General features: G+C 68.8%; 22 protein-coding genes. 12 read left to right on the forward strand and 10 right to left on the reverse strand.

Annotated elements, in window-relative coordinates; all coding sequences use genetic code 11:
• Positions 1 to 33: 33 nt before the first annotated feature.
• From asd to HWY45_RS01275, 7 genes are all read right to left on the reverse strand, one after another.
• On the reverse strand, positions 34 to 1155 hold the full coding sequence (gene asd, locus HWY45_RS01245; protein WP_059566036.1) for an aspartate-semialdehyde dehydrogenase: 1122 nt from the start codon (positions 1153 to 1155) through the stop codon (positions 34 to 36).
• 82 nt (positions 1156 to 1237) lie between these two features.
• Positions 1238 to 1357 (reverse strand): hypothetical protein, encoded by a 120-nt coding sequence (locus HWY45_RS01250; protein ID WP_059884288.1) that lies wholly within the window; start codon positions 1355 to 1357, stop codon positions 1238 to 1240.
• 95 nt (positions 1358 to 1452) lie between these two features.
• Positions 1453 to 2520, reverse strand: coding sequence for a 3-isopropylmalate dehydrogenase (leuB, locus tag HWY45_RS01255; protein WP_059884289.1), 1068 nt, complete (start codon positions 2518 to 2520; stop codon positions 1453 to 1455).
• Between the two features lie 74 nt (positions 2521 to 2594).
• Positions 2595 to 3245 (reverse strand): 3-isopropylmalate dehydratase small subunit, encoded by a 651-nt coding sequence (leuD, locus tag HWY45_RS01260; RefSeq protein WP_059884290.1) that lies wholly within the window; start codon positions 3243 to 3245, stop codon positions 2595 to 2597.
• A 68-nt stretch (positions 3246 to 3313) separates the two neighbouring features.
• Positions 3314 to 3424, reverse strand: a complete 111-nt coding sequence (locus HWY45_RS01265; protein ID WP_059566047.1) for an entericidin A/B family lipoprotein — start codon at positions 3422 to 3424, stop codon at positions 3314 to 3316.
• A gap of 36 nt (positions 3425 to 3460) precedes the next feature.
• Entirely contained in the window at positions 3461 to 4870 is a 1410-nt protein-coding gene (leuC, locus tag HWY45_RS01270; RefSeq protein WP_059808516.1) for a 3-isopropylmalate dehydratase large subunit, read from the reverse strand.
• Positions 4871 to 4893: 23 nt separating this feature from the next.
• Positions 4894 to 5154, reverse strand: a complete 261-nt coding sequence (locus HWY45_RS01275) for a hypothetical protein (protein ID WP_150998211.1) — start codon at positions 5152 to 5154, stop codon at positions 4894 to 4896.
• A gap of 497 nt (positions 5155 to 5651) precedes the next feature.
• On the opposite strand from HWY45_RS01275, the gene HWY45_RS01280 reads away from it, so the two are divergent.
• From HWY45_RS01280 to HWY45_RS01315, 8 genes are read left to right on the forward strand one after another with little or no spacing between them, the layout of a single operon-like run.
• Positions 5652 to 6632 carry a 3-oxoacyl-[acyl-carrier-protein] synthase III C-terminal domain-containing protein gene (locus HWY45_RS01280; protein ID WP_196483095.1) on the forward strand — a complete coding sequence of 327 codons (981 nt, stop codon included), beginning with the start codon at positions 5652 to 5654 and terminating at the stop codon, positions 6630 to 6632.
• A complete protein-coding gene (locus tag HWY45_RS01285; protein WP_059884291.1) occupies positions 6629 to 7642 on the forward strand; it encodes an NAD-dependent epimerase/dehydratase family protein in 1014 nt (337 codons plus the stop codon). Before HWY45_RS01280 ends, HWY45_RS01285 begins: the two co-directional genes overlap by 4 nt.
• Positions 7620 to 8426 (forward strand): MBL fold metallo-hydrolase, encoded by an 807-nt coding sequence (locus tag HWY45_RS01290; RefSeq protein ID WP_059884292.1) that lies wholly within the window; start codon positions 7620 to 7622, stop codon positions 8424 to 8426. The genes HWY45_RS01285 and HWY45_RS01290 overlap by 23 nt, the downstream gene beginning before the upstream one ends.
• Complete coding sequence (locus HWY45_RS01295) at positions 8426 to 9727, forward strand: F390 synthetase-related protein (RefSeq protein ID WP_059884293.1); 1302 nt, start codon at positions 8426 to 8428, stop codon at positions 9725 to 9727. The genes HWY45_RS01290 and HWY45_RS01295 overlap by 1 nt, the downstream gene beginning before the upstream one ends.
• On the forward strand, positions 9724 to 10326 hold the full coding sequence (locus tag HWY45_RS01300; RefSeq protein ID WP_059884294.1) for a phosphatase PAP2 family protein: 603 nt from the start codon (positions 9724 to 9726) through the stop codon (positions 10324 to 10326). Before HWY45_RS01295 ends, HWY45_RS01300 begins: the two co-directional genes overlap by 4 nt.
• Positions 10326 to 11438: a sterol desaturase family protein gene (locus tag HWY45_RS01305; RefSeq protein WP_059884295.1), complete on the forward strand. Its 1113-nt coding sequence runs from the start codon at positions 10326 to 10328 to the stop codon at positions 11436 to 11438. The genes HWY45_RS01300 and HWY45_RS01305 overlap by 1 nt, the downstream gene beginning before the upstream one ends.
• On the forward strand, positions 11438 to 12550 hold the full coding sequence (locus HWY45_RS01310) for a fatty acid desaturase family protein (RefSeq protein ID WP_059884296.1): 1113 nt from the start codon (positions 11438 to 11440) through the stop codon (positions 12548 to 12550). Before HWY45_RS01305 ends, HWY45_RS01310 begins: the two co-directional genes overlap by 1 nt.
• Before the next feature lie 11 nt (positions 12551 to 12561).
• On the forward strand, positions 12562 to 13599 hold the full coding sequence (locus tag HWY45_RS01315) for a TetR/AcrR family transcriptional regulator (RefSeq protein ID WP_081069874.1): 1038 nt from the start codon (positions 12562 to 12564) through the stop codon (positions 13597 to 13599).
• A gap of 28 nt (positions 13600 to 13627) precedes the next feature.
• Here the strand turns inward: HWY45_RS01315 and HWY45_RS01320 are convergent, their stop codons facing one another.
• From HWY45_RS01320 to HWY45_RS01330, 3 genes are all read right to left on the reverse strand, one after another.
• A complete protein-coding gene (locus HWY45_RS01320) occupies positions 13628 to 14644 on the reverse strand; it encodes an NADP-dependent oxidoreductase (RefSeq protein WP_196482920.1) in 1017 nt (338 codons plus the stop codon).
• 77 nt (positions 14645 to 14721) lie between these two features.
• On the reverse strand, positions 14722 to 15006 hold the full coding sequence (locus HWY45_RS01325; RefSeq protein WP_059884298.1) for an antibiotic biosynthesis monooxygenase family protein: 285 nt from the start codon (positions 15004 to 15006) through the stop codon (positions 14722 to 14724).
• Positions 15007 to 15030: 24 nt separating this feature from the next.
• Positions 15031 to 15783 carry an acetoacetate decarboxylase gene (locus HWY45_RS01330; RefSeq protein WP_347468739.1) on the reverse strand — a complete coding sequence of 251 codons (753 nt, stop codon included), beginning with the start codon at positions 15781 to 15783 and terminating at the stop codon, positions 15031 to 15033.
• A gap of 219 nt (positions 15784 to 16002) precedes the next feature.
• Here HWY45_RS01330 and HWY45_RS01335 point away from each other — a divergent pair, with 219 nt between their 5' ends.
• The 4 genes from HWY45_RS01335 to HWY45_RS01350 all read left to right on the forward strand — a co-directional run bounded on the left by HWY45_RS01335 (position 16003) and on the right by HWY45_RS01350 (position 21535).
• Complete coding sequence (locus HWY45_RS01335) at positions 16003 to 16947, forward strand: AEC family transporter (RefSeq protein WP_059884299.1); 945 nt, start codon at positions 16003 to 16005, stop codon at positions 16945 to 16947.
• Positions 16948 to 17316: 369 nt separating this feature from the next.
• Positions 17317 to 18357 (forward strand): NADP-dependent oxidoreductase, encoded by a 1041-nt coding sequence (locus HWY45_RS01340; RefSeq protein ID WP_059884300.1) that lies wholly within the window; start codon positions 17317 to 17319, stop codon positions 18355 to 18357.
• A 51-nt stretch (positions 18358 to 18408) separates the two neighbouring features.
• Positions 18409 to 19092 carry a type 1 glutamine amidotransferase domain-containing protein gene (locus HWY45_RS01345; protein ID WP_059884301.1) on the forward strand — a complete coding sequence of 228 codons (684 nt, stop codon included), beginning with the start codon at positions 18409 to 18411 and terminating at the stop codon, positions 19090 to 19092.
• Between the two features lie 229 nt (positions 19093 to 19321).
• A complete protein-coding gene (locus HWY45_RS01350) occupies positions 19322 to 21535 on the forward strand; it encodes an FUSC family protein (protein ID WP_059884302.1) in 2214 nt (737 codons plus the stop codon).
• Positions 21536 to 21540: the final 5 nt, after the last annotated feature.

A 21540-nucleotide genomic window follows, 5' to 3' on the forward strand; every position in this document is an offset into this window, starting at 1 on the left:
ATCCGGCCCACGGGCCGGATGCCCCTGTCGGGCTTACTTGTCGAGCAGGATGCGCAGCATGCGGCGCAGCGGCTCGGCCGCGCCCCACAGCAGCTGGTCGCCGACGGTGAACGCCGACAGGTATTCGCCGCCCATCGCGAGCTTGCGCAGGCGGCCGACCGGCACCGTCAGCGTGCCGGTGATCTTCGCCGGCGACAGGTCGCGCATCGACGCTTCACGCTCGTTCGGCACGACCTTCACCCAGTCGTTCGCCGATGCGAGGATGCCGTTGATCTCGTCGAGCGGCACGTCCTTCTTCAGCTTGATCGTCAGCGCCTGCGAATGGCAGCGCATCGCGCCGATCCGCACGCACAGGCCGTCGACCGGGATCGAGCCCGGCTCGCCCATCGCCGGCTTGCCGAGGATCTTGTTGGTTTCCGCGCCGCCCTTCCACTCTTCCTTCGACATGCCGTTGCCGAGATCCTTGTCGATCCACGGAATCAGCGAGCCCGCGAGCGGCACGCCGAAGTGGCTGGTCGGCATCGCATCGCTGTTCATCGTGGCCAGCACGCGGCGGTCGATGTCGAGGATCGCCGACGCCGGATCGGCGAGCTGCTCCTGCACCGCGCCGTTCAGCGCGCCCATCTGCGACAGCAGCTCGCGCATGTTCTGCGCGCCCGCGCCCGATGCGGCCTGGTAGGTCATCGCGGTCATCCAGTCGACGAGGTTCTCGCGGAACAGGCCGCCGAGCGCCATCAGCATCAGGCTGACCGTGCAGTTGCCGCCGACGAAGTTCTTCGTGCCCTTGACCAGCGCGTCCTTGATCACGTCGAGGTTGACCGGATCGAGGATGATGACCGCGTCATCCTTCATCCGCAGCGACGACGCCGCGTCGATCCAGTAGCCGTTCCAGCCGGCCGCGCGCAGCTTCGGGAACACGTCGTTCGTGTAGTCGCCGCCCTGGCACGTGATGATCACGTCGCACTTCTTCAGCTCGTCGACGTTGGTCGCGTCCTTGAGCGTAGTCTCGTTTTTCGCGAACGACGGCGCCTTGCCGCCCGTGTTGCTGGTGCTGAAAAACACCGGTTCGATCAGGTCGAAATCGCCCTCTTCCTGCATGCGCTGCATCAGGACGCTGCCGACCATGCCGCGCCAACCTACGAGACCTACGTTCATGACTAACCCTTTGAATGGAGCTTCCCCGCCATTTCCGCCCCCGGCGTGACCGCGCGGGGAAAAAGGCGGGCACGACGGACGATCAGCGTTTAATGATCGTTTTCGTGGTAATGGTTTTCGTGATGACGATGGCGCGCATAACCGCACGGGCAGTGTTGCCGTGGGTTTTCAGGACCGGGGAGATCAGGGAAATCAGCGCCATCGTTCGAGTCTACACAAACCTGTCTGGCCGCACAACGGCCAACCCGGCACGAACGGGCCATTGCTTCGGCCGCGTTCGCACCCTTTACATATTTCTTACAGCGCCGCAACCACCGCGTCGCCCATCGCCGCCGTGCCGACCTGCTTGCAGCCCGGCGTCGCGATATCGCCTGTGCGATAGCCCTGCTCGAGCACCGTCTGCACCGCGCGCTCGATGCGATCGGCCTGCTCGGCACGATTCAGCGAGTAGCGCAGCAGCATCGCGGCCGACAGGATCGTCGCGAGCGGGTTCGCGATGCCCTTGCCCGCGATGTCCGGCGCAGAGCCGTGCGACGGCTCGTACAAGCCCTTGTTGTTCTTGTCGAGCGACGCCGACGGCAGCATGCCGATCGAGCCGGTCAGCATCGACGCCTCGTCCGACAGGATGTCGCCGAACATGTTGCCGGTGACGATCACGTCGAACTGCTTCGGCGCCTTCGCGAGCTGCATTGCCGCGTTGTCGACGTACATGTGCGACAGCTCGACGTCCGCGTATTCCTTCGACACGTCGATCATGATGTCGCGCCAGAACTGCGACGTTTCGAGCACGTTCGACTTGTCGACCGACAGCAGCTTCTTCGCGCGCTTGCGCGCCGCCTGGAACGCGACGTGCGCGATGCGGCGCACTTCCGGCTCCGAGTAGCGCATCGTGTCGAACCCCTCGCGCGCGCCGGCGAACGGGCCGTCGGGAGCAGCGCGCACGCCGCGCGGCTGGCCGAAGTAGATGTCGCCGTTCAGCTCGCGCACGATCAGGATGTCGAGGCCCGCGACCAGCTCGGGCTTCAGCGGCGACGCGTCGACGAGCTGCGGATAGCAGATCGCCGGGCGGAAGTTCGCGAACAGCTCGAGATGCTTGCGCAGGCCGAGGATCGCCTGCTCGGGGCGCAGCGCGCGCTCGAGCGAGTCGTACTTCCAGTCGCCGACCGAGCCGAACAGGATCGCGTCGGCTTCCTTCGCGAGCTTCAGCGTCGCGTCCGGCAGCGGGTGGCCGCTCGCCTCGTAGCCCGCGCCGCCGACCGGCGCTTCCTCGAGGGCGAACGTCTCGTCGAGTGCGTTCAGCACCTTCACCGCTTCCTTGACGATCTCCGGACCGATGCCGTCGCCGGGCAGCACTGCAATCTTCATGCGTTATTCCTGACTGGATGGGTATTGAATGCGGGACGGCGGGCGCGCCGTGCACGCCCGCCGCAAGGATGGTGTCAGCCGACCAGCTTGTTGTTCAGCCACGGCTGCTTCGCGAGCCGCTCGGCCTCGAACTGGCGGATCTTGTCGGCGTGACGCAGCGTCAGGCCGATGTCGTCGAAGCCGTTCAGCAGGCAGTACTTGCGGAACGCGGCGACGTCGAACGCGTACTCGCGGCCGTCCGGCGCGCGCACCACTTGCGCGTCGAGATCGATCGTCAGCTGGTAGCCGTTGAACGCGTACGTCTCGTTGAACAGGTGATCGACCTGCTGCTCGGTCAGCACGATCGGCAGCAGGCCGTTCTTGAAGCAGTTGTTGAAGAAGATGTCGGCGAAGCTCGGCGCGATGATCGCGCGGAAGCCGTACTGCTGCAGCGCCCACGGCGCGTGCTCGCGCGAGCTGCCGCAGCCGAAGTTCTTGCGCGCCAGCAGCACCGATGCGCCCTGGTAGCGCGGCTGGTTCAGCACGAAGTCCGGGTTCAGCGGACGCTTCGAGTTGTCCTGGCCCGGCTCGCCGTGGTCGAGGTAGCGCCATTCGTCGAATGCGTTCGGGCCGAAGCCGGTGCGCTTGATCGACTTCAGGAACTGCTTCGGGATGATCGCGTCGGTATCGACGTTCTCGCGATCGAGCGGCGCCACGACGCCGGTATGCACAATGAATTTTTCCATGATCCGTCTATCCGATGGGTGGGCCGGCACTCAGCCGGCGCACGTCGACAAGGTTCCGGCGCCGCGCGTCACTCGGCGGCGCGCTTGATCGCATTGCCGGCCGCGTTCACGTCCTGGCCGAAGCCCGCGACGGTGTTGCAGCCCGCGAGGCCGAACAGGAGCCCCGCCAGTGCCAGCATGCCGGCCAGCCGGCCGATGATCGATGCGTTCACGCGTCACCCCAGCTTGCGAATGTCGACGAAATGGCCTTCGATGGCGGCCGCGGCCGCCATCGCCGGGCTGACGAGGTGCGTGCGGCCACCCTGCCCCTGCCGGCCTTCGAAGTTGCGGTTCGACGTCGATGCGCAGCGCTCGCCCGGCTCCAGGCGATCGGCGTTCATCGCGAGGCACATCGAGCAGCCCGGCTCGCGCCATTCGAAGCCTGCTTCCGTGAACACCTTGTCGAGCCCTTCGCGCTCGGCCTGCGCCTTCACGAGGCCCGAGCCCGGCACGACCATCGCGAGGCGGATGTTCGACGCGACGCGGCGGCCGAGCTTCTTCACGACGTACGCGGCCGCGCGAATATCCTCGATGCGCGCGTTCGTGCACGAGCCGATGAAGATCTTGTCGACCGCGATCGCCTCGATCGGCGTGTTCGGCTCGAGCGCCATGTAGGCCAGCGCGCGCTCCATCGCGTCGCGCTTGACCGGATCCTTCTCGCGTTCCGGATCGGGCACGCGGCCGTCGATCGACGTGACCATTTCCGGCGACGTGCCCCACGTGACCTGCGGCACGATCTCGGCCGCGTTCAGCTCGACGACGCTGTCGAACTGCGCGCCGTCGTCCGACTTGAACTGGCGCCAGTATTCGACGGCCTGCTCCCATTCCGCGCCGGTCGGCACGAACGGACGGCCCTTCAGGTAGTCGATCGTCGTATCGTCGACGGCGACCATGCCGGCGCGCGCACCCGCCTCGATCGCCATGTTGCAGACCGTCATCCGGCCTTCCATCGTCAGCGCGCGGATCGTCGAGCCGCCGAATTCGATTGCGTAGCCCGTGCCGCCCGCGGTGCCGATCCTGCCGATGATCGCGAGCACGATGTCCTTCGCGGTGCAGCCGCGCGGCAGTTGGCCCTCGACCTTCACGAGCATGTTCTTGCTCTTCTTCTGCAGCAGGGTTTGCGTGGCGAGCACGTGCTCGACTTCGGACGTGCCGATGCCGTGCGCGAGCGCGCCGAACGCGCCGTGCGTCGACGTGTGCGAATCGCCGCACACGATCGTCATGCCCGGCAGCGTCGCGCCCTGCTCGGGCCCGATGATGTGCACGATGCCCTGGCGCACGTCGTTCATCTTGAACTGGGTGATGCCGAAGCTGTCGCAGTTCGCGTCGAGCGTGTCGACCTGCAGCTTCGAGACCGGATCGGCGATGCCATGGCTGCGATCCGTGGTCGGGACGTTGTGGTCCGACACGGCGAGGTTCGCGCTGATGCGCCACACCGGGCGCTGCGCCATCTTCAGCCCTTCGAACGCCTGCGGGCTCGTGACTTCATGCAGCAGCTGACGGTCGATATAGAGCAATGTCGTGCCGTCTTCCTCGGTGTGGACCACGTGGGAATTCCACAGTTTGTCGTAGAGCGTCTGTGCCATGGGTATGCGGGGTCGTTGTGACTTCAAGGCTTGCGGATGCGGTCGATTATGCCACGCAGATCGCGCTCCGGCGCAGGCAAAGCGCGAAAAAACCCATTAAAAACAGTGGTTTGGCTGGTAGTGGCAATACCTGTATCGGTATTACCCGGCAGGGGGCGGTGGCGAACCGCGGCAGAAGCGGGCAAGACTCGCCGCCCGGTCCGAGACGAGAAACGGGTGCTTCCCGCAAAGGCCTGCACCCCATTATCGGGAAAAGGCAGCGACGGCTCGATATCGCGACTCATCAGCACGGCGCGATCTTGCAGGTCTCATGCAAAGAGCCGAATAGGCGTCACAGATTCCTCGCAATTTTCGATCGACTTGATTTCACGTGCGACGCCGGACCATTTCAACGCGCGGATTTTCACGAGCATCACACTGCGCACCGGAAAGTACCGAAAGGTGAACTTTTTCAATTACGCCGCCCTGAAAGCGACCGATTTTGTTAGCATGCGGACCGCTTGCCGTATCGCGTCCCGGCTGCAAGCGACGTGGGCCGGCCACGGTTGCCCTGCTTTAAAGGCGCAGGCCACGGGCGGATCGATATTCGAATCCGTCCATGGAATAGCGCAATAACGTTCAAAATGATAATCAAACCGAGAGAAAGAAAGGCGCCCTGTTTCATCGAATACTTTGCGCCTGATATCCATTCCGCCGAAGTCCGTCATCGCCTTTCAAGGCCGAGAATCGCGTGCCGCGTTCACGCATGACCGCGCGCATCCCGCTTCCACCGTTCCCCGCCATGCTGCCCATCCAGATCATCTGCACCGGCAAGGCGCTGCCGTCGCGGCGCGTCTCGTCCAGCGCGCTTGACGCGTTGCTCAAGCACCCGCCGGGTTTCTCGCGCAAGAAGTCGGGCATCGACGTCCGCTACTACGCCGAAGATGCCGAAACGCAATCCGGGCTTGCCGCGGCCGCGCTGCGCGACGCGCTGCACCGCGGCCAGGTCGCCCCCGCGTCGATCGACCTGCTGCTGTCCGCGTCGGGCGTCGGCGAGCAGGCGCTGCCCAGCACCGCGAGCCGGATTCTCGGGCCGGCCGGGCTGCCGGCCGGCACCGCCGCGTTCGACGTGAACGCGAGCTGCCTGAGCTTCGTCGTCGCGCTGCAGGTCGCGGCGAGCCTGCTCGCGAGCGGCGCGTACCGGCGCATCGCGATCGTCGCGTCGGACCTTGCGTCGCGCGGCATCGACTGGAACGACCCGGAAGCATCGCTGATCTTCGGCGACGGCGCGGCCGCCGCGATCGTCGAGCGCGGCGATGCGGCCACCGGCATCGAGGCATTCCGGATGGAAACCTATCCCGCCGGCAACGCGTTCTGCGAGATTCGGGCGGGCGGCACGCGCCGCAATCCACGCAACGGCGCCGAGCCGGCCGACTACCTGTTCCGGATGGACGGCAAGCGCGTGTTCCGGCTCGCGTCGACGGTAATCGGCGGCTTCCTCGAGCAGCTGTTCGGCGGCAACGCGCGCGCAGCGCGCGACGTCGACGTCGTGATCCCGCATCAGGCGAGCCACCTCGCGATGGAACACATTCGCAAGCGTCTCGGCATGCGCCCCGACTCGCTCGTCGACATCTATGCGCAGCACGGCAACCAGGTCGCGGCATCGATCCCGACCGCGCTGCACGAAGCGATCGAGCAGGGACGCTTCACGCGCGGCACCCGCGCGCTGCTGATCGGCACCGCGGCCGGACTGACGGTGGGCGGAATGGTGCTCGTCGCATGAAGATCCTCGTCACCGGCGCGACGAGCGGGCTCGGCCGCAACGCCGTCGACGCACTGCTGGCGGACGGCCGCGCCGTGCGGGCAACCGGCCGCAATCTCGAAGCGGGCGACGCGTTGCGCGCGGCCGGCGCGGAGTTCGTGCCGGCGGAACTCGCAACGCTCGACGACGCGCAGGCCGACGCGCTGCTGCGCGACGTCGACGCGGTGTGGCACTGCGCGGCGCTGTCGTCGCCGTGGGGCCGGCGCGACGACTTCGTCGCGTCGAACGTGACCGCGACCCGCCGGCTCGCGCAAGCCGCCGCCGCGCGCGGCGTGCCGCGTTTCGTGCACGTATCGACGCCGTCGATCTACTTCGACTACCGGCATCACCGCGACATCGACGAGTCGTATCGCGCCGCGCGCTTCGTGAATCACTACGCGGCGACCAAGGCGCAGGCCGAAGACGAACTGTGCGCGCTCGCCGGCGCGCATCCCGGCACGACCTTCGTGCTGCTGCGCCCGCGCGGGCTGTTCGGCCCGCACGACCGCGTGATCGTGCCACGCATCCTGCAGCTGCTGCACGCGCGACGCGGCGTGCTGCCGCTGCCGCGCGGCGGCGCCGCGCTCGTCGACCTGACCTACGTCGGCAACGTCGTGCATGCGCTGCGGGTCGCGACGCATGCGCAGGTCGCATCGGGCGCCGCGTTCAACATCACGAACTTCGAGCCGTGCACGCTCGCGTCGCTGCTCGCGCGCCTGCTCGGCGACGCGCTGCAGCTGCGCTACCGGATCCGCGCGCTGCCGTATCCGCTCCTGGACGCGCTCGCGCGCGTCTCCGAGCTGGGCGGCTACGTGCGCGGCCGCGAGCCGCTGCTCACGCGCTACGGGATCGGCGCGCTCCATTTCGACATGACGCTCAGCAACGCACGCGCCGCCGCGCTGCTCGGCTACCGGCCGCCGTTCTCGATCGACGACGGCATTCGTCTCACCGCGGACTGGATTCGTACGCATGGCAACCATTACGGCCTTTGAAGCAGGCTACTGCACCCATCCCGGCTGCGTCGCGCTGCGCGGCGCCGGCTTCTCCGCGTGCGCGTTCCCGTCGCGCTGCTACCTGCTGCAGGCGAACGGCCGGCGCTGGCTGTGGGACACCGGCTACGCGTCGCACTTCCTCGACCACACGCGGCGCGGCGTGTTCGCGCTGTACCGCAAGGTGACGCCCGTGTACTTCGACGCCGCCGACGCGATCGCCGCGCAGCTCGCGCGCGAAGGCCTGCGGCCCGCCGATCTCGACGGCATCGTGGTGTCGCACTTCCACGGCGACCACATCGCGGGCCTGCGCGACTTCCCGGACGTGCCGATGATCTGCTCCGGGGACGGCTGGCGCGCGACGCGCCCGCTGCGCGGCATCGCGGCGCTCAGGCGCGGCTTCGTGCCGGGCCTGATGCCGGACGACTTCGACACGCGCGCGCGCTTCGTCGAGAGCTTCGAGCGCGTCGCGCTGCCCGCGGAACTCGCGCCGTTCGAGCACGCCTACACGCTGCCGAATGCCGGAGGCGACATCCTGCTGGTCGAGTTGCCCGGCCACGCGGCGGGCCATCTCGGCGCGTTCGTCGCGACCGACAGCGGCTGGGTGCTGCTCGCGTCGGATTCGGCATGGTCGCCGCAGGGCTACCGCGAGCCGCGCGGACCGTCGCGGATCGCGCACCTGATCATGGACGATCCGCGCGCCTATTACGCGACGCTCGACCGGCTGCATCGGCTCGACGCCGGCGGCCGCGCGACGATCCTGCTCACGCACGAGGGCGCACTGTGATGCAGCCGCACCGCCTGCTGTGGGCCTACGCCCGCACCCGCACGCGCCGCTTCGCGGACCGCACGGCGCTCGAGCGCCACCAGGCGCGCGGGCTCGACCGCTTCGCACGCACCGTGCTCGCGCGCAGCCCGTGGTTCGCGCCGTACGCGAGCCAGCCGCGCGACGCATGGCCGCTGATGGACAAGGCGGCGATGCTCACGCGTTTCGATACGATGAACACCGCGGGGCTGACGCTCGACGAGGTGCTCGCGTGCGCGCATCGCGCCGAGCAGTCGCGCGACTTCAGCCCGATGCTCGGGCACTACAGCGTCGGCCTGTCGTCGGGCACGTCCGGCAGCCGCGGCGTGTTCGTCGCGAGCCCGGCCGAGCGCGCGACATGGGCCGGCGTGCTGCTCGCGAAGCTGCTGCCGCAGGGGCTGCTGCATCGCGAACGGGTCGCGCTGTTCCTGCGCGCGAACAACCGGCTGTACACGGCGGTGCGCACGCCGTGGCTGTCGTTCGCGTTCTACGACCTGTTCGAGCCGTTCGAGTCGCTGGTCGCGCAGCTCGACGCGTACCGGCCGACGATCGTCGTCGCGCCGGCCCAGGTGCTGTGCTCGCTCGCGCTCGCCGTGCGCGAGGGCCGGCTGGCCGTGCGCCCGGCTCGCGTCATCGCGGTCGCCGAAGTGCTGGAGCCGCTCGACCGCGTGCTGCTGGCCGAAACGTTCGGGCGCGTCGACGAGGTCTACCAGGCGACCGAGGGCTTCCTGGGCGCGACGTGCACGCACGGCACACTGCACCTGAACGAGGAATTCCTCCACGTAGAACCGCAGTGGCTCGACGACACGCGCTTCGTGCCGGTCATCACCGATTTCACGCGGTCCACACAGCCGATCGTCCGCTACCGGCTCGACGACGTGCTCGCGGTGCGCCGCGCGCCCTGCCCGTGCGGCAGCCCGGCGCTCGCGATCGAGCGGATCGAGGGACGCTGCGACGACATGCTGGTGCTGCCCGGCCGCGACGGGACGCCGCGCACCGTGTTCGCCGACGTGTGCGCGCGGGCGCTCGCGCAGGCGCTGCCGCTGCACGCCGACTACCGGCTGACGCAGACGGCGCCGGCCGCGCTCACGCTCGCGGTCGACACGGGCGCGGACGGCGCGGCGTCCGGCACGCTCGCCGCCTGCCGGCAGCATCTCGTCGACGTGTTCGCGCGGCTCGGCGTCGCCACGGACGCGCTCACGTGGACACTGAGCCCGGCCGTGCCCGCACGCGACTTCACGCAGAAGCGGCGCCGCATCGTCCGCGCGAAGGAGGCGCGATGATCACGCTGCCGCCGCGACTGCGCGCGATGGCGCTCGGCTGGGGCGCGGTCGGCGCCGCCTATACCCTGTCCGGCGTCCTGCAGGGCCCCGGGACGGTGCTCGCCGAAAGCGCGCTCGACCGGCTCGTCCCGTTCGACCCGCGCGGCGTGTGGCTCTACCTGTCGTTCTTTGCGCTGATCCCGTACGCGTATCTTCGTGCGGACGCCGCGCGCGTGCCGTGGCTGATGCGCGCGATGCAGTTCAGTGCGCTCGCGTCCGGCATCGTCTTCGTGCTGTTCCCGACCACGCTGCATTACCCGCCGGTCGGCGGCACGTCACCGAGCGCCGTCGCGCTGCGGCTCCTCGCGGCGGGCGATTCCGCGCAGAACTGCCTGCCGTCGCTGCACGCGGCACTGACCTGCCTCGCCGCACGCGCGCTGGTCGACGCACGCCGCCCATGGCGCAGCGCGCTCGTCGTGCTGTGGAGCGCGGCGATCACCTGCTCGATCGTACAGACGCGCCGCCACCTGGCGCTCGACATTTCAGCGGGCGTGCTCGTCGCGCTCGTCTGCGGGATGCTCGCCGCAAGGCTGCCCGCGTTCTCCCGGAGGCTGACCTGATGAATGTGTTCGCTTTACCGCTCGCCGTGATGCTGGCGCTCGTCGTCGCCGACGTGGCCGGCCTGCGCTGGCTGCGCGGGCAGCGCGCGCCGTGGCGCGACGTGATCTTCAACCTGAATTCCGGGCACATCGTGCTGTGGCTGTTCCGCGGCGTCGAGGTCGCGGTGTTCGCGTGGCTGTCCGCACACGCGAACCTGCACTGGGTCGACCGGCTCGGCACGCCCGGCGTGTGGATCTTCACGTTCTTCGCATGGGATTTCTGCTTCTACTGGTTGCACCGGCTGCATCACAAGATCCCGCTGATGTGGGCGGTCCATGTCGTCCACCACGAAGGCGAGCATTTCAACCTGTCGCTCGGCGTGCGCAATTCCTGGTACTCGTCGCTCACGTCGATCCCGTTCTTCGCGGGCCTCGCCGTGCTCGGCGTGCCCGTCGAGGCGTTCGTGCTGGTGGGCGGGTTCCACTATTCGGTGCAGTTCTACAACCATAGCGGCACGATCTACCGGTCCGGCTGGCTCGACCGCTTCTTCGTGACGCCGGCGAACCACCGGGTCCATCACGGCCTGAACCCGGAATACATCGACAAGAACTTCGGCGGCACGCTGCTGATCTGGGACAAGCTGTTCGGCACCTACCAGCCCGAGCTGCCGCACGCGCCGATCCGCTACGGCGTGCATGATGCGGTGCGCACCGACAACCCGTTCTGGGCAAGCAACATCCCGCTACTGCGCTACCTCGGGCTCGCGACGCCCCGGCTGCCCGCGCGCGATCCGCTGCGGCTCGGCGACGGCTGGATCGCGATGGGCGGGCTCGCGCTGTTCGCGGTCGTCATCTATTACGTGCACCGGCAAGGCACGTTCCCTGCGCCGCAGGAGCCGCTGCTGTTCGGCTGGATCGCCGCGCAGACGATCGCGCTCGGCGCGCTGTCGGACGGACGCGCGTGGGCGCGCGCCGCATGGAGCACCGCGGCGCTCGCTATGCCGCTCTGCTTCGTCGGCGGGTTCGGCTGGCGCGACCCGCTCGGCTGCGCGCTCGTCGCGCTGGTCGGACTGCACGGCGCCGCCTGCCTGTTCGCGCGCGAGCGGCACCGCACGATGCTCGGAGCACGCTGATGGACCCGCGGCCCGCCACCCGCGTGTGGCCCGAAGGCACGCCGCCGTTCGACGCCGAGCTGCGCGCCGCATCCGCCGCCTACCTGCGCGGGGCGGACGACCACCGCTACGCGGACGCGCGGCAGTGGCTCAAGGGCGCCGCCCTGCTGACCGCCGCGCTTGGCGCAGGCGGTTTCGCGCTGACGGCCGGCGGCCCGGCGCGCTTCGCGCTCGGGTACGTCGCGTTCGTGATGCTGTTCGCGGTGCTCGCCATCAACTTCATGCACGACGCCGCGCACGGCACGCTGATCGGACCGCCTCGCGTATCGCCCACCTCGGGCCGCCGGCTGAACGCGTGGATCGCGCGCGCGGTCACCGTGCCGCTCGGGATCGAGCCGGCGTACTGGCGCGTGCGCCACATCGCATTTCATCACCCGTACGCGAACATCGAGGGCCGCGACCTCGATCTCGAGGAAAACTTCTTCCTGTGCCAGACGCCGTTCCAGACACGTCGCCCGCACCATCGCTACCAGCACCTGTATTGGCCGCTGATCGCGGCACTGTCGATGCCGTACATCGGCTGGATCTACGACTGGTCGGATCGGCTCGGCAAGACGCCCGTCGCGCGGCACCGCCCGCTGCCCGGCGTGCGCGGCTGGCTCGTGTTCGTCGGCGCGAAGCTCGCGCACTTCGCGCTGATGCTTGCGCTGCCCGTCTGGGTCCTGCACGGCATGGGGGTCGGATGGGGCAGCGTCGTTGCCGCCTACGTGCTCGCGCAGATGTGCGCGTCGTGCTTCGTCGTCGGGCTGCTGCTCGGCACCCACTGGGCCGACGTCGCGTTCTACCGCGCGCCCGACTGCGAACCGCTGCCGCACGGCTGGCGCGAGCACGGGCTGCATACTGCCGTCGACTGGCTGCCCGAGCCGCGCTGGCTCGCGTTCTGGCTCGGCGGGCTGCACCGTCACGCGACCCATCATCTGTTCCCGACCTGGCACCATCGCCACTGCGATGCACTCGCGGCACTCGCCGCGCCGATCGCCGCACGCCACGGCGTGCCCTATCGGGTGCTCACCTACCGGGAGCTGATCGTCGCGCAGCGGCGGTTCCTGAAGCACATGGGCGGCGCGGACTGAGCCGGATCGCGATGGCAATCGATCGCGAGCTGGGGCACGACGAGGTGATCGATGTCCGGCATGCGAGCGATACGAATCCGGCAAGCTCCCGGCCCGCTCAGCCTCGGCGAACCTCAAAGTCAGATCCTGAAAATAGGCCAATCGACCTATATTTTGGTGAATCGCAAACACGCACCGCGCATCCCGCCGCAGTTCTCAGCGATCGAAAACAGGACGGCGTCTTGCTCGGGATGAGTCGACTGACCGACAATGGCGCATCGCGAGCGCCGGAATCCACCGATTCCGGCGCGCCAGGAAACGCATCCATCCCGATGGAACAGATGAGCCACGACGACGAGCAGAACAAGCCCCGACGAAACACGCACGCCGGCCGACGACCGGACGCGCCTGCGGAACCGCAGCCGGGCGAAGGCCCGCGCACGCTGACCGAGCGCGGGCGCCAGACCGTCGCCCGCATCCTGGCGAGCGCGATCGACATCTTCGTGAAGGAAGGCTACGGCGGCCTGAGCATGCGCAAGGTGGCGACGAGCGCCGGCCTGGCGCTGTCGAACCTGCAGCACTACTTCCCGTCCCGCGAAGACCTGTTTGCGGCCATCATCACGGAAACCATCGCGACGTATTCGCGCTCCTACGACGGCATCCGGACCGACGCGACACTGTCGCCGGAAGCGCGGCTGGAAAAGGTCGTGCGGCTGCTGATCGAGGATGGCAAGCTGCCCCGGACCCAGAGCCTGTTCGTGAACATCCAGGCGCTGGCCCACACGCACGAATTCGCGCGCAAGAGCGTGGAGGACGCGTACCAGTTCCAGCGCCGCGTGATCGGCGCGTTCGTGTCGGACGTGAACCCCGACCTGACGCCGCTCGAACTGTCGCGCAGGGCCGCGCTGATTACCTGCCAGATCGAGGGGCTGTTCGTGCTGATCCCTCAGCGCAACCGGTTTCCGTCGGACATCAAGGGGATCGAGGACGAAGCGGTGAAGGCCATCGTGGCGCTCGTGCGCGCGCCGGGCGAACGCAGCGCGGCAGCGAAGCCGAAGGCGGCCCGATAGCCGGACGCCACGCCGGCCCTCCGCCGGCTCACGCGATCCTGACCAGCATCTTGCCGGTGTTGGTGCCGTTCATCAGCCCGATGAACGCATCCGGCGCGCGGCGGATGCCGTCGACGATCGTCTCGTCGAACACGACCTGCCCGCCCCGCAGCCACGCGGCCATCTCGTCGACGAACGCGTCGCGATACTGCCGATAGTCGTGCAGCAGGAAGCCCGTCAGCGTCAGGCTGCGATAAACGATGTTTTCCATGAAGCGCGGCCCCGGTGCCGCACCGACATCGTCGTAGCGCGAAATCGCGCCGCAGATCGCCGCGCGCCCGCCGTAATTGAACGTCGCGAGCGCGGCTTCGAGATGATCGCCGCCCACGTTGTCGAAATACACGTCGATGCCGGCCGGGGCCGCCGCCCTGAGCTGCTCGAGCACGGGCGCGCGGCGATAGTTGAACGCCGCGTCGTATCCGTAGCGATCGCGCACGGCCGCCACCTTCGCGTCGCTGCCGGCCGAACCGATCACGCGCGCGGCGCCCTTGAGGCGCGCGATCTGGCCCGCGAGCGAGCCGACCGCGCCGGCCGCCGCGGACACGAACACGACGTCCTCCGCACGCAGCCGCGCGACCGCGAGCAGGCCGACGTACGCGGTCATGCCGGTCGCGCCCAGCGCGCCGAGATGAACGCTGGCCGGCAGGCCCGGCACCTCGTCCACCCGCGCGAAGTCTTCCGCCGCGGCCTGCGCGACATCGCGCCAGCCGTACCGGTGCAGCACGAGGTCGCCGGGCGAGAAGTCGCCCGACGCGCTTTCGACCACCCGGCCGATCGCGGCGCCCGTCATCGTCTCGTTCAGCTTGAACGGCTCGACGTACGACGGCCGATCGTCCATTCGCCCGCGCATGTACGGATCGACCGACACGTAGTCGTTGCGGACCCGGATCTCGCCGGCCGACAGCGGCGGCAGCGGCACCTCGACCGTTGCGAAATCGGCGACGACCGGCTGGCCGTTCGGCCGCCGCGCCAGTTGAATCTGCGTGCTGATATCGGTGAGCGCCACCGCGCGATCTCCTTGCGTGAATGTCCGAACCCAAGCCGGTCGACGCCGCGCTCGCGCACGGCGCCGCACCCGGCGCATCAAACCTCGCTCACATGCTCGACCGAAGGCGGGCCGGCGAAGAACGGCCCCGCCAGCTCGCGCCAGCGCTGGAAATCGGCGGTCCGGCGAAACGCGTCGTGCAATTCGACGCTCTCCCACTGCACCATCAGCCGATAGCGGTCGGGGTGCTCGATGCCGCGATAGAGCCGCACGCCGTGACAGCCGGGCGCACGCTCGATCAGCGGCTTCGCTTGCGCAACCGCGCGCTCGAATCCGGACGCGCTGTTTTCGATCAGGTCGATCTGGGCGATTTCAATGACCATGACAAGTGACTCCTCGGTTCGCCATCAGGCGAGGTAATCGTGGACGACCCTGCCGTACGGCAGCGTCGTATCGCAAATCGTGTGCGTGACCGACACGATCTCGCGCACCGGCAGCTCCGCGAGCGGCGCGCGCGCATGCGGAAACAGCTCGAGCGTGCCCGGCCCCGTCCACGCACCCTTCACGACGACGTCCTGGTAGTCGATCCGCACGAGCTCCAGTATGCGTGGCTTGCCGTCCACGTGCGGAATGATCTTGAGCACGACGCCCGGCGTCGTGAGTGCCTGTCTTGCCCGGTCGAAGTCCATTTCCCGATGCTTGTACGCCATCGTCGCCTTCGCGACGAGGCTGCCGCTGTAGTCGAGCGTGCCGACCAGCGTGTCGGTCTGCAGCGCGAGCATCGGCGAGCCGAACTTCTTCGGCAGCCCCCAGATCTCGCGGCCGTCGAGGATCGCGTTGACGTTGCCCGCGTACATCGACGGGCGGAAGCTGACGGCCTCGCCGTCGAGATAGGCGGAAATGCTCTGGCTGATCTCGTAGTAGTCGCCGAGGCCCGGCGCGACCATGTACAGGAACGCGATGCTGACGAGCGGGTCGCGCAGTTCGAGCGGCTCGGGCACCAGTTGCCGGATCCGCTCGAGATCGGAGCGGTAGGTGACCGTCAGCGCGGGCCGGTCGAGAAACTTGTCGGGCGCGGGCGGATACGGCGGCGAATTCAGCGGCATTGCGAAGGCCCGTTCGATCACGTCCTGCCTGCTCAGCCCTGATGCGTTGTCCATGGCAATTCTCCGGAAGCGAAAACGATGGCCGGCACGACGCGCCGGCCCACGGCGTCGGCCGGCGCGCTGCCGGCCCGTCGACGCGTTGCGCCCACCATAGCGCCGCGCCGCCGCGCGCTGTACCCCCGTTCCGGGGGGGTCAAAAAACGCCGCCGGCGCATCAAGGTGGCAGCGGCGCCCGTGCTGCGCGGCGCCCCTGTTACCCGATCCGGACCCGCCATGACTTCCGAACTCGCGCACGCACTGGTGCCGTTCTTCTTTTCGATCGCAATGGGCTATTTCGCCGGGAAATCCCACGCCGGCAACCTGCCGATCGTGTCGATCAACACGATGCTGGTCGACTACGCGCTGCCGTTCGCGCTGTTCGTCTACACCGCGAAGATGCCGCGCGCGGCGCTCGCGAGCCACTTCGCGCCGATCGCCGTGATTACGATCGTCATGCTCGTGCCGTACTTCGCATCGCTCGCGCTGTCGAAGCACGTGTTCCACGTCGATGCGAGCCGCCGCGCCGTGCGGGCCGTGACGGTCGGCATGCCGAACTTCGCGGCGGTCGGGCTGCCGCTGCTGGTCGCCGTGTACGGCGAGTCGAGCACGCTGACCGTCGCGTTCGCGATCACGATCGCGTCGGTGGTGATGTCGCCGGCCTGCCTGATCCTGCTTGAACGGGCCCGAAGCGCCGGGCGCCCGCGCCAGCCGCAGGCGCCGCTGCTCACACACGCGCTGCGCAACACGTTCACGAGGCCGGTGGTCGTCGCGCCGCTCGCCGGCATCGCATTTTCGTTGCTCGGCTGGCATCTGCCGGCCCTGATCGGCCAGTCGCTCGGCATCATCGGCGGCACGACGGCCGGGCTCGCGCTGTTCTCGACCGGCCTGATCCTCGCCGCGCTGCCGATCCGCCTGAATGCGGAGGTGTTCGTCGCGCTGCTGCTCGGCCATCTCGTGCAGCCGCTGCTCGCGTGGCTGTGCGTGCGGCTGTTCGCGGTGCCGGCGCCGCTCGCCGGGCAGCTCGTGCTGCTGGCCGCGATTCCGTGCGGCTCGTTCGGCATCCTGTTCGGCCTCGCGTACGACATCGACGATCCGACCGCGGGCGCCACGCTGGTCGCGTCGAGTGTCGCGTCCGCGGCGACGCTGACGGTCACGATCTATCTGCTGCGGTTCATCTAGGCGTGTCGTCTTGCGCCGCATGGCCCGCGCGACGGAGCCCCCCGAATGGGGAGGCCCGGCTCGTCTGCCCGGAATTTACTAGACGACTGGTCTACTTGGCACGTATGATCCGCTGCATGAACCGTCCCGACCGCCACGCTGCCTGCATCCAGGGGGCACGACTCCCGGCTCTCCATCGCCCTGCCGCCGTCCGGGCGGCGATGCCGGACCGCCGTGCGAGCCGGACGCCGGGACGTCGGAGGTCATTCGGCGCTTTTTTTGGATCATCTTGTAGACGACTGGTCTACTTTTACGCGCAACCGAACCCGCGCGTCGCACCGGCCGGCGCGCCCTAACCGCCCGGCGAACACCGCAATCCCGAGGTCACCCATGTCACACCCCGAAACAGTCAATCGCCGGCTCGTGCTGGCCAGCCGCCCGGCCGGCGCGCCGGTCGCGCAGAACTTCCGCCTGGAGACCGCCGCGGTTCCCGCGCCGTCCAGCGGCGAAGTCCTGCTGCAGACGCTCTACCTGTCGCTCGACCCCTACATGCGCTGGCGCATGAGCGACGCGCCGTCCTATGCGCCGCCGGTCGCGCTCGGCGACGTGATGGTCGGCGGCACGGTCAGCCGTGTGGTCGCGTCGAAGCACCCGGCGTTCGCCGTCGGCGACCTCGTGCTCGCCGATAGCGGCTGGCAGGACTATGCGCTGTCGGACGGCACCGACCTGATGCCGCTCGGCACGGCGCTCGAGCATCCGTCGCATGCGCTGGGCATCCTCGGGATGCCGGGCTTCACCGCCTATACGGGCCTCCTGAAGATCGGCCAGCCGCAGCCCGGCGAAACGGTCGTGGTGGCCGCCGCGAGCGGCGCGGTGGGCGCCGCCGTCGGCCAGATCGCGAAGCTGAAAGGCTGCCGCGTGGTCGGCATCGCGGGCGACGCCGAAAAATGCCGCTACGTCACCGGCACGCTCGGCTTCGACGTGTGCCTCGACCGGCGCGCGCCGGACCTCGCACGGCAACTGGCCGACGCCTGCCTGAACGGCATCGACGTCTATTTCGAGAACGTCGGCGGCCCGATCTTCGACGCCGTGCTGCCGTTGCTCAACGTCGGCGCGCGCGTACCGGTGTGCGGCCTGATTTCGCAATACAACGACAGCGAATTGCCGCCGGGCCCCGATCGCCTGCCACGCCTCACCGACACGCTGCTGAAGAAGCGCATCCGCATGGAGGGCTTCATCATCCTCGACCACTACGCGAGCGGCTATCAGCCGTTCCTGCACGACATGCGCGAATGGCTGAAGGCCGGCCACGTGACGCCGCTCGAGGACGTCGTCGACGGCCTCGAACGCGCGCCGGACGCACTGATCGGGCTGCTCGCGGGCAAGAATTTCGGCAAGGTCGTCGTGCGTATCGCGCAGGCTGGTGCCTGACGCAATGCCGCACGACGTTTTTTCATTCCCCTCCTCTCATCGACACACACCATGAAACTGCTTTTCGTCCTGACCTCCCACGACACCCTCGGCTCGACCGGCGAGAAAACCGGCTTCTGGCTCGAAGAATTCGCCGCGCCGTACTACGTGCTGAAGGATGCCGGCGCGGACATCACGCTGGCCTCCATCGCCGGCGGCCAGCCGCCGCTCGACCCGAAGAGCGCGGACGCCGCATTCCAGACCGATGCCACCCGCCGCTTCGACGCGGACGCCGCCGCACGCGCGGCGCTCGCGGCCACGCACAAGCTGTCCGACGTATCGATCGACGATTTCGACGCGGTGTTCTATCCGGGCGGACACGGGCCGCTGTGGGATCTCGCCGAGGATGCCGATTCGATCGCGCTGATCGAGCGGGCCGTCGCGACGGCCAAGCCGGTCGCGGCCGTGTGTCACGCGCCGGGCGTGCTGCGCCATGTGAAGGCGCCGGACGGCAAGCCGCTCGTCGCCGGCAAGTCCGTCACCGGCTTCTCGAATTCGGAAGAAGAACTCGTCGGCCTGACCAACGTCGTGCCGTTCCTCGTCGAGGACGAACTGAAGGCGAACGGCGGCCGCTATTCGAAAACCAACGACTGGGAGCCGTACGTCGCGATCGACGGGCTGCTGATCACCGGCCAGAACCCCGCGTCGTCCGAGCTGGCGGCCAAGGCGCTGCTCGACGTGCTGAAGCAGGGCTGACGGCCCGGCACCGCATCGCCCGCGAAAACCGGATCGGCGTGGTCGCCGGTTTTCCGCGGAGCGGGCGGCGCCGCTCGCGGCAAGTGCGCGCCGCGTCGATCCCGATTCGGGAAAAGCGTTTAACGTCACGCGCAACACTCGAACGCCTGCCGCGCCCCTACAATCCCCCCGTCAATTCGCCCACCGGCATCCGCGCAGCATCATGCATGCAGGATGCACCCAGCCCCTCATGCGCGCCTCGCCTCCAGAATCACCCTCACACATTTCGGATAACCAAACGCTTTCGGCTCTCGCCGATACCGCCCGCGACTGGGCACGCACGAGCGGCGTCACGTGGCTCTACGTGTTCAAGACGCTGCTCGCCGCACTGCTGGCGCTCGGCGTCGCGATGAAGCTCGAGCTGCCGATGCCGCGCACGGCGATGACGACCGTGTTCGTGCTCATGCAGCCGCAGAGCGGGATGGTGCTCGCGAAGAGCCTGTACCGGATCTGCGGCACCGTGGTCGGCTTGCTGGCGATGCTGGTGCTGATCGGCCTGTTCGGCCAGACGCCCGAACTCTTCCTCGGCGCGACGGCGCTGTGGATCGGCGTATGCACGGCCGGCGCCGCGCGCAACCGCAACTTCCGCACCTACGGGTTCGTGCTCGCCGGCTACACAGCCGCGCTGATCGGCATTCCGTCGTGGCAGCACCCGGACGCCGCGTTCCTGTCGGCCATGACGCGCGTGACCGAGGTCACGATCGGCATCCTGTGCTCGGGCGCCGTCAGCGCGCTGGTCTTCCCGCAGCACCTGAGCACGCAGCTCCATCGCGCGAACCGGCGCGGCTTCATGCAGTTCGCCGACGACGTGCGCACGGTGCTCGGCGGGCGCACCGAGCGGGCCTTTCTCGAAGCGCTGAACCTGCGTGTGGTCGACGAAACCGTTCATTCGGAGGCGGCCCGCAGCGCCGCCGTGTTCGAAACGCCGGACACCCGCCTGAGCAACGGCCGCCTGACCCGGCTCAATGCGGAATGGATGGCGGCGTCGACGCGCCTGCACGCATTGAGCCAGCGGGTCGCGCGGCTGCACGCCGGACAACCCGGCCCGGCCGCGGCGGCCATCGACGGCTGCCTGTCGGAACTGGCCGCGCGAATCGATGCGGCACGCCAGCGCGCGCCGGACGACGCGCACGTGTTCGCCGAAGCGCTCGTCGCATCGCTCGAAGCCTTCCGGGCGGCGCTGCCCGGCCGCGCGGACGCAGTGCGAACGCGCGTCGATGCGGCCCGCGCCCCGGCGCTGCAGGAATTCGACACGGCGATCGAACTGCTCGACCGGTTCGTCGACAGCTACGTCGCGTACGCGCGCACCTGCGTGTCGCTCGCGTCGGCCGCGCACGCGCGCGAACAGTGGCCGGCCCGCTTCGAACCGCGCACCAATCCGCTCGTCGCGGCCGTCGCGGGCACGCGCGCGATGCTGCTGACGCTCGTGCTCAGCCTGTTCTGGATCGCGACCGCGTGGCCGTCCGGCGCGCTGCTCGTGCTGAATGGCGGCGCCATCTGCGCGCTCGTCGCATCGTCCGCGCGGCCGTCCCGGACGGCGTTCCAGATGGCGATCGGCACGGCCTGCGCGTCCGCGATCGGGCTCGTCGTAATGTTCTTCGTGTATCCGGCGATCGACGGCTTCCCGCTGCTCTGCGTCGTGCTCGCGCCGCCGCTCGCGCTCGGCTGCTGGCTGACGACGCGCCCGTCGCTGGCCGGCTACGGCGTCGGCTACTGCATCTACTTCTGCTTCCTGACCGGCCCCGACAACGTCGTCGCATACGACCCGACCTCGTTCATCAACGACGCGATCGCGCTGGTGCTGTCGATGCTGATGGCGGCGCTCGCGTTCGAACTGTTCCTGCCGCCGACGATGCGCGCGCTGCGCCGGCATCTGGTCGCGGACCTGCGCGAGCAGGTCGCGTTCGCCTGTACCGGCGCGCTTGCGACGCTGCGCGCGCGCTTCGAGAGCCGCACCCGCGATCTCATGTATCAACTGCGGACGATTTCGCAGGACGATCGCGCGGCGATCGGCGAATCGCTCGAATGGTTTCTCGCGGTGCTCGAAACCGGCTCCGCGGTGATCGACCTGCGCGATGCGATGGCACAGGCCGCATCGCAGGCCGGATCGGATATCGCGCCCGTGTGGCTGGCATCCGCCGATCAGGCATGCCGCGCGATCCGGGCGCTGTTCCAGGCGCCGACGCCGGCCCGCGCCGCCGACGCCACGCGCGCGGCGCAGGCCGCGATCGATGCGCTGCGTCGGCGGATGGCGCAGGAAAGCGGCACACGACAAAGCGCGCCGCATCTCCAGGCGGCGCTCGCGAGCCTGCATTTCATGCTCAGCGCCATTGCCGCGCCCGATTCGCCGCTGCCCGTGCCGCAGCAGGCCGCGCAAGTCGTCGCAGGAGACGGAAAGCGTTGATGAAC

Origin of the sequence: Burkholderia stagnalis (assembly GCF_902830275.1) — a bacterium.
Taxonomy (GTDB): Bacteria; Pseudomonadota; Gammaproteobacteria; order Burkholderiales; family Burkholderiaceae; genus Burkholderia; species Burkholderia stagnalis.

Bases quoted from the DNA above. Each gene is read 5' to 3' on its own strand.
- HWY45_RS01330 (WP_347468739.1), bottom strand. From the start codon at position 15,783: ATGGACAACGCATCAGGGCTGAGCAGGCAGGACGTGATCGAACGGGCC.
- HWY45_RS01305 (WP_059884295.1), top strand. From the start codon at position 10,326: ATGAATGTGTTCGCTTTACCGCTCGCCGTGATGCTGGCGCTCGTCGTC.
- HWY45_RS01345 (WP_059884301.1), top strand. From the start codon at position 18,409: ATGAAACTGCTTTTCGTCCTGACCTCCCACGACACCCTCGGCTCGACC.
- HWY45_RS01315 (WP_081069874.1), top strand. From the start codon at position 12,562: ATGGCAATCGATCGCGAGCTGGGGCACGACGAGGTGATCGATGTCCGG.
- HWY45_RS01280 (WP_196483095.1), top strand. From the start codon at position 5,652: ATGCTGCCCATCCAGATCATCTGCACCGGCAAGGCGCTGCCGTCGCGG.
- HWY45_RS01285 (WP_059884291.1), top strand. From the start codon at position 6,629: ATGAAGATCCTCGTCACCGGCGCGACGAGCGGGCTCGGCCGCAACGCC.
- HWY45_RS01340 (WP_059884300.1), top strand. From the start codon at position 17,317: ATGTCACACCCCGAAACAGTCAATCGCCGGCTCGTGCTGGCCAGCCGC.
- HWY45_RS01310 (WP_059884296.1), top strand. From the start codon at position 11,438: ATGGACCCGCGGCCCGCCACCCGCGTGTGGCCCGAAGGCACGCCGCCG.
- HWY45_RS01335 (WP_059884299.1), top strand. From the start codon at position 16,003: ATGACTTCCGAACTCGCGCACGCACTGGTGCCGTTCTTCTTTTCGATC.
- HWY45_RS01290 (WP_059884292.1), top strand. From the start codon at position 7,620: ATGGCAACCATTACGGCCTTTGAAGCAGGCTACTGCACCCATCCCGGC.
- HWY45_RS01350 (WP_059884302.1), top strand. From the start codon at position 19,322: ATGCGCGCCTCGCCTCCAGAATCACCCTCACACATTTCGGATAACCAA.
- HWY45_RS01325 (WP_059884298.1), bottom strand. From the start codon at position 15,006: ATGGTCATTGAAATCGCCCAGATCGACCTGATCGAAAACAGCGCGTCC.
- leuC (WP_059808516.1), bottom strand. From the start codon at position 4,870: ATGGCACAGACGCTCTACGACAAACTGTGGAATTCCCACGTGGTCCAC.
- asd (WP_059566036.1), bottom strand. From the start codon at position 1,155: ATGAACGTAGGTCTCGTAGGTTGGCGCGGCATGGTCGGCAGCGTCCTG.
- HWY45_RS01300 (WP_059884294.1), top strand. From the start codon at position 9,724: ATGATCACGCTGCCGCCGCGACTGCGCGCGATGGCGCTCGGCTGGGGC.
- HWY45_RS01250 (WP_059884288.1), bottom strand. From the start codon at position 1,357: ATGGCGCTGATTTCCCTGATCTCCCCGGTCCTGAAAACCCACGGCAAC.
- HWY45_RS01275 (WP_150998211.1), bottom strand. From the start codon at position 5,154: ATGAGTCGCGATATCGAGCCGTCGCTGCCTTTTCCCGATAATGGGGTG.
- HWY45_RS01295 (WP_059884293.1), top strand. From the start codon at position 8,426: ATGCAGCCGCACCGCCTGCTGTGGGCCTACGCCCGCACCCGCACGCGC.
- leuB (WP_059884289.1), bottom strand. From the start codon at position 2,520: ATGAAGATTGCAGTGCTGCCCGGCGACGGCATCGGTCCGGAGATCGTC.
- leuD (WP_059884290.1), bottom strand. From the start codon at position 3,245: ATGGAAAAATTCATTGTGCATACCGGCGTCGTGGCGCCGCTCGATCGC.
- HWY45_RS01265 (WP_059566047.1), bottom strand. From the start codon at position 3,424: ATGCTGGCACTGGCGGGGCTCCTGTTCGGCCTCGCGGGCTGCAACACC.